The organism is Acinetobacter sp. WCHA29, from assembly GCF_002165335.1.
Lineage (GTDB): Bacteria > Pseudomonadota > Gammaproteobacteria > Pseudomonadales > Moraxellaceae > Acinetobacter.
This window is the reverse complement of record NZ_NHRQ01000001.1, coordinates 289,180-307,003: the sequence shown is the minus strand read 5'-3', so window position 1 is coordinate 307,003 and position 17,824 is coordinate 289,180. Positions and strand designations below refer to the sequence as shown.

General features: G+C 41.8%; 14 protein-coding genes and 1 tRNA gene. 13 read left to right on the top strand and 2 right to left on the bottom strand.

From position 1 onward, the window contains the following. From CDG59_RS01440 to rpoC, 10 genes are all read left to right on the top strand, one after another. On the top strand, positions 1-627 hold a 627-nt coding region (locus tag CDG59_RS01440), incomplete at its 5' end, for an EF-Tu/IF-2/RF-3 family GTPase (RefSeq protein ID WP_264754460.1). Between the two features lie 54 nt (positions 628-681). Beyond that, positions 682-757 (top strand) — tRNA-Trp (locus tag CDG59_RS01435). Between the two features lie 76 nt (positions 758-833). Further along, the gene (gene secE, locus CDG59_RS01430) at positions 834-1,274 is read left to right on the top strand and encodes a preprotein translocase subunit SecE (protein ID WP_005163063.1); all 441 of its coding nucleotides are present in this window, start codon (positions 834-836) and stop codon (positions 1,272-1,274) included. Between the two features lie 7 nt (positions 1,275-1,281). After that, positions 1,282-1,815 (top strand): transcription termination/antitermination protein NusG, encoded by a 534-nt coding sequence (gene nusG, locus CDG59_RS01425; RefSeq protein ID WP_004659359.1) that lies wholly within the window; start codon positions 1,282-1,284, stop codon positions 1,813-1,815. A 112-nt stretch (positions 1,816-1,927) separates the two neighbouring features. Further along, positions 1,928-2,356 carry a 50S ribosomal protein L11 gene (rplK, locus tag CDG59_RS01420; RefSeq protein ID WP_004637639.1) on the top strand — a complete coding sequence of 143 codons (429 nt, stop codon included), beginning with the start codon at positions 1,928-1,930 and terminating at the stop codon, positions 2,354-2,356. Positions 2,357-2,359: 3 nt separating this feature from the next. After that, entirely contained in the window at positions 2,360-3,055 is a 696-nt protein-coding gene (gene rplA / locus CDG59_RS01415) for a 50S ribosomal protein L1 (RefSeq protein WP_005163060.1), read from the top strand. A 288-nt stretch (positions 3,056-3,343) separates the two neighbouring features. Beyond that, entirely contained in the window at positions 3,344-3,850 is a 507-nt protein-coding gene (rplJ, locus tag CDG59_RS01410) for a 50S ribosomal protein L10 (RefSeq protein ID WP_005163057.1), read from the top strand. Positions 3,851-3,892: 42 nt separating this feature from the next. Next, a complete protein-coding gene (gene rplL, locus CDG59_RS01405; RefSeq protein WP_087543097.1) occupies positions 3,893-4,261 on the top strand; it encodes a 50S ribosomal protein L7/L12 in 369 nt (122 codons plus the stop codon). A gap of 309 nt (positions 4,262-4,570) precedes the next feature. Next, a complete protein-coding gene (gene rpoB / locus CDG59_RS01400; RefSeq protein ID WP_087543096.1) occupies positions 4,571-8,659 on the top strand; it encodes a DNA-directed RNA polymerase subunit beta in 4,089 nt (1,362 codons plus the stop codon). A gap of 141 nt (positions 8,660-8,800) precedes the next feature. Beyond that, positions 8,801-12,994 (top strand): DNA-directed RNA polymerase subunit beta', encoded by a 4,194-nt coding sequence (gene rpoC / locus CDG59_RS01395; protein ID WP_087543094.1) that lies wholly within the window; start codon positions 8,801-8,803, stop codon positions 12,992-12,994. 103 nt (positions 12,995-13,097) lie between these two features. Here the strand turns inward: rpoC and CDG59_RS01390 are convergent, their stop codons facing one another. Next, positions 13,098-13,949, bottom strand: coding sequence for an alpha/beta hydrolase (locus tag CDG59_RS01390; protein WP_087543093.1), 852 nt, complete (start codon positions 13,947-13,949; stop codon positions 13,098-13,100). Positions 13,950-14,204: 255 nt separating this feature from the next. Here CDG59_RS01390 and CDG59_RS01385 point away from each other — a divergent pair, with 255 nt between their 5' ends. Continuing rightward, the gene (locus tag CDG59_RS01385; protein ID WP_005163042.1) at positions 14,205-14,564 is read left to right on the top strand and encodes a YMGG-like glycine zipper-containing protein; all 360 of its coding nucleotides are present in this window, start codon (positions 14,205-14,207) and stop codon (positions 14,562-14,564) included. Between the two features lie 56 nt (positions 14,565-14,620). Here the strand turns inward: CDG59_RS01385 and CDG59_RS01380 are convergent, their stop codons facing one another. Beyond that, the gene (locus tag CDG59_RS01380; protein WP_087543091.1) at positions 14,621-15,127 is read right to left on the bottom strand and encodes a DUF4442 domain-containing protein; all 507 of its coding nucleotides are present in this window, start codon (positions 15,125-15,127) and stop codon (positions 14,621-14,623) included. A gap of 93 nt (positions 15,128-15,220) precedes the next feature. Here CDG59_RS01380 and CDG59_RS01375 point away from each other — a divergent pair, with 93 nt between their 5' ends. Both CDG59_RS01375 and CDG59_RS01370 read left to right on the top strand, forming a co-directional pair. Next, a complete protein-coding gene (locus CDG59_RS01375; protein ID WP_087543089.1) occupies positions 15,221-16,096 on the top strand; it encodes an alpha/beta fold hydrolase in 876 nt (291 codons plus the stop codon). Positions 16,097-16,219: 123 nt separating this feature from the next. Continuing rightward, a complete protein-coding gene (locus CDG59_RS01370) occupies positions 16,220-17,641 on the top strand; it encodes a Na+/H+ antiporter family protein (protein ID WP_087543087.1) in 1,422 nt (473 codons plus the stop codon). Positions 17,642-17,824: the final 183 nt, after the last annotated feature.

Below are 17,824 nucleotides of genomic sequence, written 5' to 3'. Positions count from 1 at the left end.
AAATCAGTTCTTGCACTTGTTGAAGCGCTTGACTCTTACATCCCAGAACCAGAGCGTGCAATCGATAAAGCATTCTTGATGCCGATCGAAGACGTATTCTCTATCTCTGGTCGTGGTACAGTAGTAACTGGTCGTGTAGAAGCTGGTATCATCAAAGTTGGTGAGTCTGTTGAAATCGTTGGTATCCGTGATACTCAAACGACTACAGTTACTGGCGTTGAAATGTTCCGTAAACTTCTTGACGAAGGTCGTGCGGGCGAGAACTGTGGTGTTCTTCTACGTGGTACTAAGCGTGAAGACGTACAACGTGGTCAAGTACTTGCTAAACCAGGTACAATCAAGCCACACACTAAATTCGATGCAGAAGTATATGTACTTTCTAAAGAAGAAGGTGGTCGTCATACTCCATTCCTTAACGGTTACCGTCCACAGTTCTACTTCCGTACAACTGACGTAACTGGCGCGATCAAATTACAAGATGGCGTAGAAATGGTAATGCCTGGTGACAACGTAGAAATGTCAGTAGAGTTAATCCACCCGATCGCAATGGACCCAGGTCTACGTTTTGCGATCCGTGAAGGTGGTCGTACTGTAGGTGCTGGTGTTGTTGCTAAAGTAACTGCATAAGCCCAATATTATATTGCATTCAAATCGAAAGCTTCGGCTTTCGATTTGCTTCATAGGCTAGTAGTTCAATTGGTAGAGCGTCGGTCTCCAAAACCGAATGTTGGGGGTTCGAGTCCCTCCTGGCCTGCCACTTTTTTTAAATAAAAAAGCTTAATTCTGGCTAAGTTGTCATATAATAATTCGCGAATTCTACGACGAGTAAAAAAATGTCGAATGATAAATCGCGTGACGCATTAAGCGACGCGCCAATCCCTCAAAGAAATAATGCTGCAGAAGTTATAAATGCAAATTCTCCACTTGATATTGTCTTGTGGTTAATTGCAATTGTTTTGTTAGTTGGTTCAGCATTGGTAAATCAACATTTACCAGCCTATTGGGCACCTGCAAATGATATTTGGGTGCGCGTTGGGGTAATTTTGGCTTGTGTCGTCGTCGCTTTAGGTTTATTATACGCCACCCATCAAGGCAAAGGCTTTGTGCGTTTGTTGCAAGATGCGCGAATTGAACTGCGTCGAGTGACTTGGCCAACAAAACAAGAGACGATCACGACATCGTGGCAGGTACTTTTGGTTGTGGTTGTTGCATCATTGGTTTTATGGTGTTTCGATTACGGGTTAGGTTGGTTTATTAGGTTAATTATCGGGTAAGAGTGCGATGAAACGTTGGTATATTATTCATGCCTATTCTGGTTTTGAAAAACAAGTGATGCGTTCACTTAATGACCGAATCCAGCGCAGCACTGTTGCTGATAGTTTTGGTGAAGTCCTTGTTCCTACTGAAGAAGTAGTAGAAATGAAGGATGGTAAGAAGCGCAAGTCTGAGCGTAAATTCTTTCCTGGCTATGTATTAGTTGAAATGGAAATGAATGATGATACTTGGCACATCGTTAAAGAGTGTCCAAAGGTTCTAGGTTTTATTGGTGGTACACCAGAAAAACCAGCACCAATTTCTCAACGTGAAGCTGATGCAATTCTTGCGCGTGTACGTAATACAGGTGAAGCACCTCGTCCTAAGACAATGTTTGAGCCTGGTGAAGAATTACTCGTGGTTGATGGTCCGTTCACTGACTTTAAAGGGGTCGTGGAGGAAGTGCAATACGAAAAGTCACGTTTAACGTTGACGATCAATGTATTTAATCGACCAACGCAAGTTGAACTCGAGTTTCGACAAGTCGAAAAAACGATTTAATTTGAGTTGGTTGGTCAGCGCCCGATTTGATCGGGCATTGTTGTTCTAACACTTCGGTGTTGTTTAATTTTTTGGGGAGCCTGACGGCGTTTGTACCCAGAGGTAATTTTCAATGGCTAAGAAGATTGACGGCTATATCAAGCTGCAAGTTCCAGCTGGTAAAGCAAATCCATCTCCACCAATTGGTCCTGCTTTAGGTCAACGTGGTGTAAACATCATGGCATTCTGTAAAGAATTCAATGCTGCTACACAAAAACTTGAAGTTGGCTTGCCAATTCCTGTCGTGATCACTGTGTACAACGATAAGTCGTTCACATTCATCATGAAAACTCCACCTGCATCTATTCTTCTTAAGAAAGCTGCTGGTATTCAAAAGGGTTCTTCTGTACCTAACAAAACTAAAGTTGGTAAGTTGACTCGTGCTCAATTAGAAGAAATTGCGACGACTAAAGAACCAGATTTAACTGGTGCTGATTTAGACGCTCGTGTGCGTACCATTGCTGGTTCTGCACGTTCTATGGGCTTGGAAGTGGAGCTATAAGACATGGCAAAGTTAACTAAACGTCAAAAAGCCATTGCTGCTGCTGTAGAAGCAAACAAAGTTTATACTTTGGAAGAAGCAGTACAAGTTCTTAACAGCCTTCCAGCTGCGAAGTTCAAAGAATCATTAGACATCTCTGTAAACCTTGGTGTTGATCCACGTAAATCTGATCAGGTTGTTCGTGGTGCGACGACTTTACCTGCAGGTACAGGTAAAACTGTACGTGTAGCAGTATTTGCTCAAGGTGCTGCTGCTGAAGCTGCAAAAGAAGCTGGTGCAGATGTTGTTGGATTTGATGACCTTGCTGAAAGCATTCAAGGTGGAAATCTTGATTTCGACGTGGTTATTGCTGCTCCTGATGCAATGCGCGTTGTTGGTAAGTTAGGTACAATTCTTGGTCCACGTGGCTTAATGCCAAACCCGAAAGTGGGTACAGTAACGCCTGACGTTGCGAACGCGGTTAAGAATGCCAAATCTGGTCAGGCACGTTACCGCGTAGACAAAGCGGGTATCATCCATGCTGCAATCGGTCAACTTGGCTTTAGCGAAGAAGCTGTACGTCAAAACGTTGAGACTTTAATTGCAGATTTAAAACGTTTAAAACCTGCAACTTCTAAAGGTGTATACGTTAAGAAGATCACTTTAAGCTCTACTATGGGCCCAGGTCTTACTGTTGACGTAAACAACGTTTCTAAGTAATTAGACAGAATTTTAAAGCCCTGAGTAAAAATCAAAGTGCTGCTTTGATTTTTACGCAAGAAACGCGCTGTCGTATTTTGCGAACTTAGGCAAACTTTGAATTGGTAAATGAATATTTATCAGCGTCAAAGACCTCAGGCGAGAAGTGTTTTCGGACACTTTTCTTAAAAATCCAGTCTGAGTAGACGTGGTGGTGTGATTTGTTCCTCCTCCACGTGTAAGTCGAAAGGCTTACGAATTGGGAGTGTGCCTGTATAGGTGCATAAATCACCGTTAGGAGGTTTTACAATGGCTCTTCTTATCGAAGGCAAAAAACAGATCGTTGCAGAAGTAAGCGAAGTTGCTTCTAAAGCGTTTTCTGTTGTTGTGGCTAACTATCAAGGTTCAAGCGTAGAGCAGTTGACACAACTTCGTGTTGAAGCTCGTAAGTTGGGTGTTACAACGCGTATCGTACGTAACACTTTGGCTAAGCGCGCATTAGAAGGTACTCAATTCGATATCTTAAATGACAACCTTGTTGGCCCAACCATTCTCGGTTTCTCAACTTCTGAAGATGACATGGGTGCAGCTGCACGCTTGTTCGAAGAATTTGCGAAAACTAACAAAGCATTTGAACTTAAAGCTGCCGCATTTGACGGTAAGGTTTATCAAGGTGCTGACGTTAGCGTAATTGCAAACCTTCCGAACCAAGAAAAAGCGCTTACTATGCTTGCGTCTGTTCTTCAAGCTCCTATTTCGAAATTGGGTCGCCTTATTACAGCGCTCAAAGAGAAAAACGAGTCAGAAGCGGCTTAATCCTATTTTCACACCATTCAATATCCATTTGGAGTTATTCTCATGGCTTTAACAAACGAAGAAATCTTAAACGCAGTTGCTGAAAAAACTGTTCTTGAACTTGTTGAATTAATCTCTGCTTTCGAAGAGAAATTTAACGTATCTGCTGCTGCTGTTGCTGTTGCTGCTGCTCCAGGCGCTGCTGCTGCTGTTGAAGAACAAACTGAATTCAACGTTGAGTTGACTTCTTTCGGCGCGAACAAAGTTGCTGTAATTAAAGCAGTTCGTGAAGCAACTGGTCTTGGTCTTAAAGAAGCGAAAGATCTTGTTGAAGGCGCTCCTGCAGTTCTTAAAGAAGGCGTTTCTAAAGAAGAAGGCGAAGAACTTAAGAAGAAGCTTGAAGAAGCTGGTGCTACAGTTACACTTAAGTAATGCTGTAGGGAGTCGATTTTTTCAAAATCGGCTCCAAAAAATGGCTGATGGCTCTTGGGTCATCAGCCTTTTTGCGTTACAATAATCGGCTCGTTTTTTGATAGTTTTACGTTTATTGTGCGTATTATTTAAACAAAATTCATGAAATCAAACGCTTACCAATATTTTTTTGCTTATAAAAATATTGTTAAGCGTTTTAATACCACTAAAAATTGCAGCATTTGTAAACAGTGGTGGCCATATCGGCCTGCGTAATTCCTTCTAGACCCGTTCTGCAGGCGGGTTTAGTTTACTTTCCGAGGACTCCAGATGGCATACTCATATACCGAAAAGAAACGGATCCGTAAGAATTTTGGTAAATTGCCCCACGTAATGGAAGCACCGTACTTACTGTCGATTCAGGTCGATTCGTACCGTACATTCTTACAAGGCGGTAAAACTCCAAAAAATCGCGAAGATATCGGTCTCCAAGCCGCATTTCGTTCAGTTTTTCCTATTGAAAGTTATTCTGGCAATGCTGCTTTAGAATTTGTTGAGTATAGCCTTGGTAAGCCTGAGTTTGACGTGCGTGAATGTATTTTACGTGGTTCAACTTATGCAGCACCAATGCGCGTAAAAATTCGTTTGATCATTAAAGATCGTGAAACGAAATCAATTAAAGACGTTCGTGAACAAGAAGTTTACATGGGTGAAATGCCACTCATGACCGATAACGGTACTTTCGTTATCAATGGTACTGAGCGTGTCATCGTATCTCAATTACACCGTTCACCAGGTGTATTCTTTGATCATGATAAGGGTAAAACTCACTCAAGTGGTAAAGTGTTGTATTCAGCACGTATTATCCCTTACCGTGGTTCATGGTTAGATTTTGAATTTGATGCTAAAGATTTAGTATACGTACGTATTGACCGTCGTCGTAAGCTGCTTGCAACGGTGATTCTGCGTGCCTTGAATTACAGCAATGAACAAATCTTGAATTTGTTCTATGAAAAAGTACCTGTATATCTTGATATGGGTAGCTATCAGATTGATCTTGTTCCAGATCGCTTACGTGGTGAAATGGCACAATTCGATATCTTGGATAATGATGGTAAAGCGATCGTTGAACAAGGTAAACGTATTAATGCACGTCATGTACGTCAAATGGAAGCTGCGAACTTAGCCAAGCTTTCTGTACCTGATGAATATTTATATGAGCGTATTACAGCTGAAGATATCACACTGAAAAGTGGTGATGTGATTCCTGCGAATACCGTACTTAGCCATGACATCATGGTGAAGATCGCTGAAGGTGGTGTTAAACAGTTTAACATCCTGTTCACGAACGACATCGATCGTGGTCCTTTCGTTGCAGATACATTGCGTGCGGATACAACAACAGGTCGTGAAGAAGCACTTGTTGAAATCTATAAAGTCATGCGTCCAGGCGAACCACCAACGAAAGAAGCTGCTGAGAACTTATTCAACAACTTATTCTTCTCTTCTGAGCGTTATGACCTTTCTCCAGTGGGTCGTATGAAGTTCAACCGTCGTTTGGGTCGTCCTTACGAAGTGGGTACTGACCAGAAGTCACGTGAAGTTGAAGGGATTCTGTCACACGACGATATTATTGATGTATTACGTACATTAGTAGAAATTCGTAATGGTAAAGGTGAAGTCGACGATATCGATCACTTAGGTAACCGTCGTGTACGTTCTGTTGGTGAAATGACAGAAAACCAATTCCGTGTTGGTTTAGTTCGTGTTGAACGTGCTGTTAAAGAGCGTTTAAGCCAAGCAGAAACAGATAACTTGTCTCCACAAGATTTGATCAACGCAAAACCTGTTGCTGCTGCAATCAAAGAATTCTTTGGTTCAAGCCAATTGTCTCAATTCATGGACCAAAACAATCCATTGTCTGAGATTACACACAAACGTCGTGTATCTGCGCTTGGTCCTGGTGGTTTGACTCGTGAGCGTGCGGGCTTCGAAGTACGTGACGTACATCAAACTCACTACGGTCGTGTTTGTCCAATTGAAACGCCTGAAGGTCCAAACATTGGTTTGATCAACTCGCTTTCTGTCTATGCAAAAGCGAATGACTTCGGTTTCTTGGAAACACCATACCGTAAAGTTGTAGATGGTCGTGTAACTGATGAAGTTGAATACTTATCTGCAATTGAAGAAGTAGGGACTGTCATTGCACAGGCTGACTCCGCTGTTGATAAAGATGGCAACCTGACTGAAGAAATGGTTTCTGTCCGTCATCAAGGTGAATTCGTACGTATGTCGCCTGAGCGCGTCACACATATGGACGTTTCTGCACAGCAGGTTGTTTCAGTTGCGGCATCATTGATCCCATTCCTTGAACACGATGACGCGAACCGTGCCTTGATGGGTTCGAACATGCAACGTCAAGCTGTTCCTACATTGCGTGCTGACAAACCGCTTGTTGGTACAGGTATGGAAGCAAACGTAGCACGTGATTCAGGTGTGTGTGTGATCGCAAACCGTGGCGGTGCGATTGAATATGTTGATGCATCTCGTATCGTTATTCGTGTCAACGAAGATGAGATGATCGCGGGTGAAGCGGGTGTAGATATCTACAACCTGATCAAATACACACGTTCAAACCAGAATACCTGTATTAACCAAAATGTTATCGTGAAATTAGGCGACAAAGTTGCTCGTGGTGATATCTTGGCTGACGGTCCATCGACTGACATGGGTGAACTTGCGCTTGGTCAAAACATGCGTGTCGCGTTCATGACATGGAATGGTTATAACTACGAAGACTCGATCTTATTATCTGAGCGTGTACTTCAAGAAGACCGTTTAACGTCAATTCACATTCAAGAATTGTCATGTGTCGCACGTGATACTAAGTTAGGTGCAGAAGAAATTACTGCCGATATTCCTAACGTTGGTGAAGCTGCACTGTCTAAATTGGATGAGTCAGGTATTGTTTATATCGGTGCTGAAGTGACTGCAGGTGACATCCTTGTTGGTAAGGTGACACCTAAAGGTGAAACTCAGTTAACACCTGAAGAAAAATTACTTCGCGCAATCTTTGGTGAAAAAGCGGCTGACGTAAAAGATTCATCTTTACGTGTTCCGTCTGGCACTAAAGGTACGGTTATCGATGTTCAAGTCTTCACGCGTGATGGTTTGGAAAAAGATGAACGTGCACAAGCAATTGAAAAAGCTCAGCTTGATGCATACCGTAAAGACTTGAAAGAAGAATACAAAATCTTCGAAGAAGCAGCACGTGAACGTATTGTTCGTTTGTTGAAAGGTCAAGAATCTAACGGTGGTGGTTCAACTAAACGCGGTGATAAACTTTCTGAAGATGTATTGTCTGGTTTAGAGCTTGTTGATTTACTTGAAATCCAGCCAAATGATGAAGCAATTGCTGAGCGTTTAACTCAAATTCAAGTGTTCTTGAAAGAGAAGAGTTACGAGATTGACGAGAAGTTTGCGGAGAAGAAGCGTAAACTGTCTACAGGTGATGAATTAACCACTGGCGTATTGAAAGTTGTTAAGGTTTACCTTGCAGTTAAACGTCGTATCCAGCCTGGTGATAAGATGGCGGGTCGTCACGGTAACAAGGGTGTTGTATCAAACATCTTACCAGTTGAAGACATGCCACATGATGCGAATGGTGTACCAGTCGACATCGTATTGAACCCATTAGGTGTACCGTCACGTATGAACGTGGGGCAGATTCTTGAGACTCACTTGGGTATGGCGGCGAAAGGTCTTGGCGATAAGATCGAAAAAATGTTGAAAGAACAACGTACAGTGATTGAACTGCGTGAATTCTTAGACAAGATTTATAACAAGGTTGGTGGTGAGCAGGAAGAGCTTGATAGCTTGACTGACGCAGAAATCTTGGCGCTTTCAGGCAACTTACGTGCTGGTGTTCCATTAGCGACTCCTGTATTTGATGGTGCTGAAGAAAGCCAGATCAAAGACTTACTTGAATTGGCAGACATTTCTCGTACAGGTCAAACAGTATTGTTTGATGGTCGTACAGGTGAACAGTTTGACCGTCCTGTAACTGTAGGTTACATGTACATGCTCAAATTGAACCACTTGGTTGATGACAAGATGCATGCACGTTCAACAGGTTCTTACTCACTTGTGACTCAACAGCCGCTTGGTGGTAAAGCACAATTCGGTGGTCAGCGTTTCGGTGAGATGGAAGTCTGGGCACTTGAAGCATACGGTGCTGCATATACGCTCCAAGAAATGCTTACAGTGAAGTCGGATGACGTCGAAGGTCGTACACGCATCTATAAGAATATTGTAGATGGAAACCATTATATGGATCCGGGTATGCCTGAATCGTTCAACGTATTGACCAAAGAGATCCGTTCTTTAGGTATCAACATTGAACTGAAAAATGGTGACTAAATCCCCCTCGATCCCCCTTTATTAAAGGGGGAAGTTCTCCTCTTTGTTAAAGAGGGGTTAGGGGAGATTCCAAATTTCAGTAAAAACAATATTTGTGACCCAGTCGGAAGAGCGTAGCTCCCCGACACACGGAGAAAAAAATTGAAAGACTTGCTCGATATCATGCGTAAGAAAACGGATTCAGAAGGTCATGCACCTGTTGAATTTGACCGTATCCGTATTGGTCTTGCGTCACCAGAGATGATTAAGTCATGGTCTCACGGTGAAGTTAAAAAGCCTGAAACCATTAACTACCGTACTTTTAAACCTGAACGTGACGGTTTGTTCTGTGCCAAAATCTTTGGTCCAGTAAAAGATTATGAATGCTTGTGTGGTAAATACAAGCGTATGAAATACAAAGGCGTCATTTGTGAAAAATGTGGCGTTGAAGTAACAACTGCAAAAGTTCGTCGTGAGCGTATGGGTCACATTGACCTTGCTTCTCCAGTTGCACACATCTGGTTCTTGAAATCATTACCGAGCCGTATCGGTTTACTGCTTGATATGACATTACGTGATATCGAACGTGTATTGTATTTCGAATCTTATGTTGTTACTGATCCTGGTATGACTCCGTTTGAAAAGTATCAACTTTTAACAGACGAAGAATACTACAATGCACTTGAAGAACACGGTGATGAATTCACTGCGAAAATGGGTGCAGAAGCAGTTCAGGATTTATTAAAAGATATCGATCTTGAAGCTGAGATTGCGCGTTTACGTGAAGAAATTCCACAAACAACGTCTGAGACGAAACTTAAAAAAGCGTCTAAGCGTTTGAAATTGATGGAAGCATTCAAAGATTCAAACAATAAGCCTGAATGGATGGTGATGAATGTACTTCCAGTACTTCCACCAGACTTACGTCCGCTTGTACCACTTGAAGGTGGTCGTTTCGCGACTTCAGACTTGAACGATTTATATCGTCGTGTGATCAACCGTAACAACCGTTTGAAGCGTCTTCTTGACCTTGCTGCGCCAGACATCATCGTACGTAACGAAAAACGTATGTTACAAGAGTCTGTTGATGCGTTGCTTGATAACGGTCGTCGTGGTCGTGCAATTACAGGTTCGAACAAACGTCCATTGAAATCTTTGGCAGACATGATCAAAGGTAAACAAGGTCGTTTCCGTCAAAACTTACTTGGTAAGCGTGTTGACTATTCTGGTCGTTCGGTCATTACCGTAGGTCCTACTTTACGTCTTCACCAATGCGGTCTTCCGAAGAAGATGGCACTTGAATTATTCAAGCCATTTATTTTCGCGAAACTACAAGCATCTGGCCAAGCAACAACCATTAAAGCTGCGAAGAAAATGGTTGAGCGCGAAACGCCAGAAGTTTGGGATGTTCTAGCTTCTGTCATTCGTCAACATCCAGTCATGTTGAACCGTGCGCCAACACTTCACCGTCTAGGTCTTCAAGCATTTGAACCTATTCTGATCGAAGGTAAGGCAATCCGTCTTCACCCACTCGTATGTGCTGCGTTTAACGCCGACTTCGATGGTGACCAAATGGCGGTACACGTTCCATTGACATTGGAAGCACAGTTAGAAGCACGTGCGTTGATGATGTCGACCAACAACATCTTGTCACCTGCAAATGGTGAGCCGATCATCGTTCCTTCTCAGGACGTTGTCTTGGGTCTTTACTACATCACACGTGATGCGGTAAATGCCAAAGGTGAAGGCATGGTGTTTGCCGATACGCATGAAGTTAACCGTGCATTAGCAACGGGTAAAGTTGCGATCCATGCACGTGTAAAAGTACGTGTACATCAAACTGTAATTGATGAAAACGGTCAGCGTGAAAAGCAAACCATTATTGTTGATACAACACCTGGTCGTTGCTTACTTTGGGAAGTTGTTCCACAAGGTTTAAGCTTTGATATGATCAACCTTGAGATGACTAAAAAGAACATCTCTAAGTTAATCAACTCTTGCTACCGTAAGCTTGGTTTGAAAGATACTGTTATCTTCGCTGACCAATTGATGTATTTGGGCTTCCGTCAAGCGACGCGCTCAGGTGTATCTGTTGGTATGGAAGACATGCTGATCCCACCAACGAAACAAGTCATTATTGACAAAGCTGAAACAGAAGTTCGTGAAATCGAACAACAGTTTGAGCAAGGTTTCGTAACTGCGGGTGAGCGCTATAACAAAGTGGTCGATATTTGGGCGCGTACCAATGACCAGGTTGCGAAAGCAATGATGGATAACTTGTCTTACACACTTGTTAAAAACAAGCAAGGTGAAGACGAGAAGCAGAAATCATTCAACAGTATCTACATGATGTCTGACTCGGGTGCCCGTGGTAGTGCGGCGCAGATCCGTCAGCTTGCTGGTATGCGTGGTTTGATGGCGAAGCCGGATGGCTCGATCATTGAGACCCCAATTAAAGCAAACTTCCGTGAAGGTTTGACGGTACTTCAGTACTTCATTTCAACACACGGTGCGCGTAAAGGTTTGGCCGATACTGCATTGAAAACTGCGAACTCGGGTTACTTGACACGTCGTCTTGTAGACGTAGCACAAGATTTGGTGATTACTGAATCTGACTGTGGTACAGCGGGTGGCCTAGTGATGACACCATTCATTCAAGGTGGTGACGTGATTGAACCATTACGCGATCGCGTATTAGGTCGTGTAACTGCTGAAGATGTACGTCGTGCATCTGATGATGAAGTTGTACTTCCACGTGGTACGTTAATTGACGAGAAAATTGCTGCTCAGCTTGAAGAAGCGGGTGTCGATGAAGTCAAAGTACGTTCAGTTATTGCATGTGAATCTACATTCGGTGTATGTGCGCGTTGTTATGGTCGTGACCTTGCACGTGGTCACTTGGTGAACCCAGGTGAATCAGTGGGTGTTATGGCTGCACAATCAATTGGTGAGCCAGGTACACAGTTAACGATGCGTACGTTCCACGTGGGTGGTGCTGCGAGCCGAACGTCTGCTGCAAACAGTGTTCAAGTCCGTAACAAAGGTACTGTACGTTTCCACAACGTGAAAACTGTACAACATGCCAAAGGTCACTTGGTGTCAGTTTCACGTTCAGGTGAAATTGGTATTGCGGATGAATTAGGTCGTGAACGTGAGCGTTATAAACTTCCTTACGGTGCAACCATCTTGTTGAAAGATGGTGAAGCTGTAGAAGCGGGCGGTATCGTGGCGACTTGGGATCCACATACACATCCACTTGTTACCGAAGTTGCTGGTAAAGCGCGTTTCAGCCAGATCGCTGATGGCGTAACTGCAACATCGAAAACTGATGATGCAACGGGTATGACCACTGTTGAAATCTTGCCTGTAACAGCTCGTCCTGCTTCTGGTAAAGATTTACGTCCTGCAATTGTGTTGGATACAACAGATGGTGGCGAACAATTCTACTTCTTACCACAAAATACGATCGTAACCGTTCGTGATGGCGCAACGATTGGTGTGGGTGATGTACTTGGTCGTGTACCACAAGAAACTTCACGTACCCGTGATATTACCGGTGGTCTTCCTCGCGTTGCTGACTTGTTCGAAGCACGTAAACCGAAAGAACATGCGATTTTGGCAGAAGTGTCTGGTATCGTGAGCTTTGGTAAAGAGACCAAAGGTAAGAACCGTTTAGTGATCACACCTGATGATGGTTCAGAGATCTACGAAGAATTGATTCCAAAATGGCGTCAAATCAACGTGTTCGAAGGTGAGCATGTCAACCGTGGTGAAACCATTTCTGATGGTCCACAAAACCCACATGACATCTTGCGTTTGAAAGGTGAAGTGGCATTAACTAACTACATCGTGAACGAGGTTCAAGACGTTTACCGTCTCCAAGGTGTAAAAATCAACGATAAGCACATCGAAGTTGTTGTACGTCAAATGTTGCGTAAAGTTGATATCACTGACGGCGGTGATACAAGCTTCATCAAAGGTGAGCAAGTGGATTACATCCGCGTTGTTCAAGAGAACCAAGCTGTCTTGGCTCAGAACAAGTTCCCAGCGAAGTTTGAACGTCAATTGATGGGTATTACTAAAGCGTCGCTTTCTACTGACTCATTCATTTCTGCTGCATCGTTCCAGGAAACAACTCGTGTGTTAACTGAAGCGGCTGTAACAGGTAAAGAAGATGATTTACGTGGTTTGAAAGAAAACGTTGTTGTGGGTCGCTTGATCCCAGCGGGTACAGGTCTTGCATATCACTTAGAGCGTCGTCGTCAAGAAGCAGAAGCTGCTGAATTTGAACTTCATAACGATTTCAGTGAAGTTGACCAAGCATTTAGTCAAGCGTTGAACTCAGACCAGTTCTAAGTCTTAACGAATTAAAAAAGGCACCTTTGGGTGCCTTTTTTATGTTTGAAAGTAGCAAAATGATTGTATTTAGAAAACTAAACTAAGTTTTCATAGATATAAATTAGTGTGATTGTATAAATTGATTCACTTGTTGGGTATATGCATTATCTTCTCCCAAAGATCTATTTATTTCACGATGTGAAAGTGGGAGTGATAATAATTGTGCGGATGTCCCAAGTTTTTGTGCTTGCTGAATAAATTGTTGAGCCTGTATACAGGGTTGATCAGGGCGAGTGGTTGAGCAAACAGCGAGAAATGCAGGTAAACTTTGATGTAGTTGTAAGATCGGAGATAGAGCTTTCCAGTTTTCAGGTTGTTGGCCAAAGGCTCGATCATAAAATCGAGCGTGCCGATTTTGCATTATTTTTTCGATATCGTAAGCAGCACTATCTAAGGCAATGGTTGCTCGCCAAGGTTGCGGTTGTGGAGTTAACCACGAGGGCCGTACTGTAACTAAGCTGACTAAATGTGCACCAGCAGAATGCCCTACCAAAATAAGCCGTTTTGAGTTTGCATGCCAATCATTTGCATGTTTTTGAATATAGACTAAAGCATTTGATATATCTTGAGTCTGTTGCTGTACGGTTGCATTTGGAATTAATCGGTAATTAACGGAGATCAAAAGCCACCCACGTTTACCCCAATAATCGACTTTATTTTTTACTACTGCAGCATTATTTTTATCACCTATACTCCAAGCACCACCATGTACCATAACGATGATTGGGGCTAGATTATTATCGGTGTGTGGTTTAGATGGGAAATAGATATCCATCATTTGTTGGGAATCATGACCATAAGGAATATTTTTATGTGATTCTACTTTTGCTAATGTTTGGAACTTGAAAAAATTTGCCTGAGTTGCTGAATTCAAACTCATCAAGATCAACATGGATAGCATAAATCTTATCATTTTTTCGCCCCTGTTAAATTATATTTTTACATTGAGCCACACATTTTGTTTTCATGCTGATTAGATTGGAACTTTGACTTCATGTTTAATAACCTAATTCAATCAACAGTGTAGTACTGTATTGATCAAAGATTCTTCCATTTAGTTTATTTTATTACAAAAAGAAAAGAATGCACTTAGAGCAATTACATAATCTGATTATTTTCTCACAAAAATCAGATTATGCTTAGACTATAAAGCTGAGGAGTTTTGGACATGAAAAAAACAATGGGTTTAATTTCAACATTAGTATTATCTACTTTGATGTTTACAGGCTGCCAAAACATGAGCGCATCTGATCAGCGTATTGGTGCAGCAGCATTGGGTGGTGCAGTTGGTGGTGGTGTTGGTAATCATGTAGGTGGTGGCTTAGGAGCGGGTGTAGGTGCAGCAGCAGGTGCTGGTGTAGGTGCAAATGCCAAGGGTGGTAGTAGTAATTCAACCACAAGTAGTGCGATTGGCGCAGGGATTGGTTCTGTGATTGGTAAGTCTATTTTTGGTGGTGATACTGGTGCAGCGATTGGTGGTGCAATCGGTGGTGGCGCAGGTGCTGCAATCCAAGAGAAGAAAAGATAATTTCTCAGATTTAAAAATGCCTGCAAAACCTTGCAGGCATTTTTATATGCGTAAAATTAAGCACTAGCTTTTGGCTTTTTCAGACGGATATACAGAACCTTTTCAACTTCTGCAATTCGCGTTCCCGCATCATCCACAATCTTCAATGTATAGTTTCGAAACACAGGTTCATGATTTTCAGCCAGTTGCTTAATTTCCGTAATTTCAGTGGCACTGAGCTGTATATCCGCATAGACGGTGCTGCGACCAGGTGACAGGAAATTAATAGAAGCACTTTTGTCCCAAACAATGTATTTATGTCCTAAATGATGCATGAGAATCAGCATATAAAAGGGATCAACCATCGAATATAAACTGCCCCCAAAATGTGTTCCGACGATATTACGATTTTTTCTAGTCAGCGGCATTTTGACACGAATGAAGTAACGATCAAGATCAAATGTTTCGATTGCAATGCCTGCCCCACGATAAGGGGAATAATGATTCAGCATAAATTTAGAAATCGCTGGAACGGTTCGAATTTTTTTGAAAAAGTCTTTCATGGTCAATTTTTTTTCTTGCAACGCTATTCATACTCCATAAGTATCATTTTTAGTGCATCGCTGGCAATGGCTATTTTATAACCAAGCCGATAGAAAACAAAATGGGAAAAAATTATGCAAGCACAAGTAAAAACAGTAACCACTTCTGACCAACAAAGCCTCTGTGTCAAAACATGGGGGGATGAAAAGAAAACACCATTGGTGTTAGTACATGGTTATCCCGATAATCAAGAAGTATGGGAGCCGATTATTGAGCAATTGGTTGATGACTATTATGTCGTTACTTACGATGTTCGTGGTGCAGGTTTGTCATCAATTCCAAAGCGTATTAAAGACTATCGATTACCGCGTTTATCTTTGGATTTACAAGAAGTGGTTGATCAAGTGTTACCCAACCGCAATTTCCATATGGCAGCGCATGACTGGGGTTCTTTACAGTCTTGGGAATCAGTAACTGAACCTAAGTTAAAAGGCCGTTTACTATCTTATACAACAATCTCAGGCCCTTGCTTGGATCATGCTTCTTTATATTTGCGTGGAAAGTTTAAATCTGCACCAAGTAATGTACTGAAAATGCTGACTAAATCTTGGTATATTGGTGCTTTCCATTTGCCATTGGTTGCTCCAACCGTATGGACTTTCTTTAGTCCAGAAAAGTGGGGTAAGATTTTAAGTGGCTTAGAGAAAAAACAAAATTTGCCATTAAATGCAAATATTGTGTCAGATGGTAAATACGGTATTAATTTGTATCGTGCTAACTTTATTCCTTCACTGGCTCAACCACGCCAACGCTATGCTCAATGTCCTGTACAGGCGATTGTATTAAAACGCGATGCATTTGTTAGCCCTGAGTATATTACCGAATCAATGCCAAAATGGGTTGAAAACTTTGAATATGTTGAACTTGATGCCAATCACTGGGCGGTTCTAAGTCAGCCAACTAAAATTGCTGAACTAATCCGTCATTTTGTAAAACGCCAGACTGTTTAAGGCTTTAGCGGATTAATCAAAATAAAAATCACTTAAAACAGATTGCAATTTGGCGACATTTTCAGCTTCTATACAATGAATCTGCTAGAATGTCGCCTTTCTTTTTGCTCCTAAATTTTGTCCATGAATGCTGTCGTAATTGCGATTGCCGTGATGTTTATTTTGTCACTGGCACGTGTTTCTGTTGTTCTCACTTTGGTCATATCAGCCATTATTGGTGGTTTGGTTGCTGGACTGAGCCTTTCTCAAACTGTAGAAGCTTTTAATGCAGGACTGGGAGATGGTGCTGAAGTCGCTTTGGCTTATGCTGTTCTAGGTGCTTTTGCCTTAGCATTATCTAAATCTGGTTTACCAGATTTACTTGCACATAAACTGATTGGTTTATTAGGAATGGAAGCCAGTAAAAATCAAGAAAAAAAAGTGAAATATCTTTTATTAACGATTTTACTCATCGCTGCAATTTTCTCTCAAAATCTAATCCCAGTTCATATTGCTTTTATTCCTGTATTGGTTCCGCCATTGTTAAAAGTGATGAACCACCTCAAGCTTGATCGACGTGCGGCAGCATGTGTACTGACGTTGGGTTTAGTTGGAACATATATCTTCTTACCTGTGGGCTTTGGCGCCATTTTCCTTGAACAAATTTTGATGGGGAATATCAATAAAATTGGGGCTGCATATGGTTTGCATGTAGAACGTAGCATGATGCCTATGGGCATGGCGATACCTGTTTTGGGTATGGTTTTAGGTACTTTAGTCGCTGTGTTTATTAGTTATCGTAAGCCCCGTGAATATGTTGATCGATCAATTTCACCCGTTACAAGCATTGATTTGGATAAACCACTACGAGCAACAACACAAGCTGAATATGACCTCAAGGCGGATGCTGAAGAGTTGAAGCATGAAGCTAGAAATGTACCTTATATTTCCAAAAAAACCATGCTTATGGCGTTACTTGCAATCGGTTTAACCTTAGTTGCGCAGTTGTATTCAGGTTCGATGATTTTAGGTGGCCTTGTTGGTTTTGCTGTGTTATCCGCTTCTGGCATTTTTAAATGGCAAGAAGCCGATGATGTGTTTGTGCAAGGGATGCGGATGATGGCCTTAGTTGGTTTTATCATGATTTCTGCGGCAGGTTTTGCTTCAGTCATGACGCATACAGGCGACATTACTCATTTAGTGAATGGTGTTGTACATATCATTGGTGATAATCATGCTTTAGCTGCGTTCTTGATGCTATTTATTGGCTTGTTTGTCACGATCGGTATTGGTTCATCTTTCTCAAGTGTGCCTGTGCTGGCGGTGATTTATGTGCCACTCTGCGTACAATTTGGATTCTCACCTTTGGCGACAATTGCATTGATTGGTACTGCTGCTGCATTAGGTGATGCAGGTTCGCCTGCCTCAGATTCAACATTAGGACCTACAGCAGGACTAGGTGTAGATGGTCAACATGATCATATTTGGGATACTGTAGTGCCAACATTTATACATTTTAATATCCCGCTACTTATTTTTGGCTGGATCGCAGCAATGGTTTTATAATGAATAGAGAATGGTTCCATAAGGAACCATTTTTTATATTAAGAAATAATAAAATATCATTTATATTAAATATAATAATTATGCTTATTAAATAATAACTATATTTATTTTAAACCACCTTGATATGAATAGTTTCTATTTATTTATCATAGAAGAAATAAAGTGAAATTTTTTGTCTTTTTA

Bases quoted from the DNA above. Each gene is read 5' to 3' on its own strand.
- nusG (WP_004659359.1), top strand. From the start codon at position 1,282: ATGAAACGTTGGTATATTATTCATGCCTATTCTGGTTTTGAAAAACAA.
- rplA (WP_005163060.1), top strand. From the start codon at position 2,360: ATGGCAAAGTTAACTAAACGTCAAAAAGCCATTGCTGCTGCTGTAGAA.
- CDG59_RS01385 (WP_005163042.1), top strand. From the start codon at position 14,205: ATGAAAAAAACAATGGGTTTAATTTCAACATTAGTATTATCTACTTTG.
- secE (WP_005163063.1), top strand. From the start codon at position 834: ATGTCGAATGATAAATCGCGTGACGCATTAAGCGACGCGCCAATCCCT.
- CDG59_RS01370 (WP_087543087.1), top strand. From the start codon at position 16,220: ATGAATGCTGTCGTAATTGCGATTGCCGTGATGTTTATTTTGTCACTG.
- CDG59_RS01390 (WP_087543093.1), bottom strand. From the start codon at position 13,949: ATGATAAGATTTATGCTATCCATGTTGATCTTGATGAGTTTGAATTCA.
- rpoB (WP_087543096.1), top strand. From the start codon at position 4,571: ATGGCATACTCATATACCGAAAAGAAACGGATCCGTAAGAATTTTGGT.
- rplJ (WP_005163057.1), top strand. From the start codon at position 3,344: ATGGCTCTTCTTATCGAAGGCAAAAAACAGATCGTTGCAGAAGTAAGC.
- rplL (WP_087543097.1), top strand. From the start codon at position 3,893: ATGGCTTTAACAAACGAAGAAATCTTAAACGCAGTTGCTGAAAAAACT.
- CDG59_RS01375 (WP_087543089.1), top strand. From the start codon at position 15,221: ATGCAAGCACAAGTAAAAACAGTAACCACTTCTGACCAACAAAGCCTC.
- rplK (WP_004637639.1), top strand. From the start codon at position 1,928: ATGGCTAAGAAGATTGACGGCTATATCAAGCTGCAAGTTCCAGCTGGT.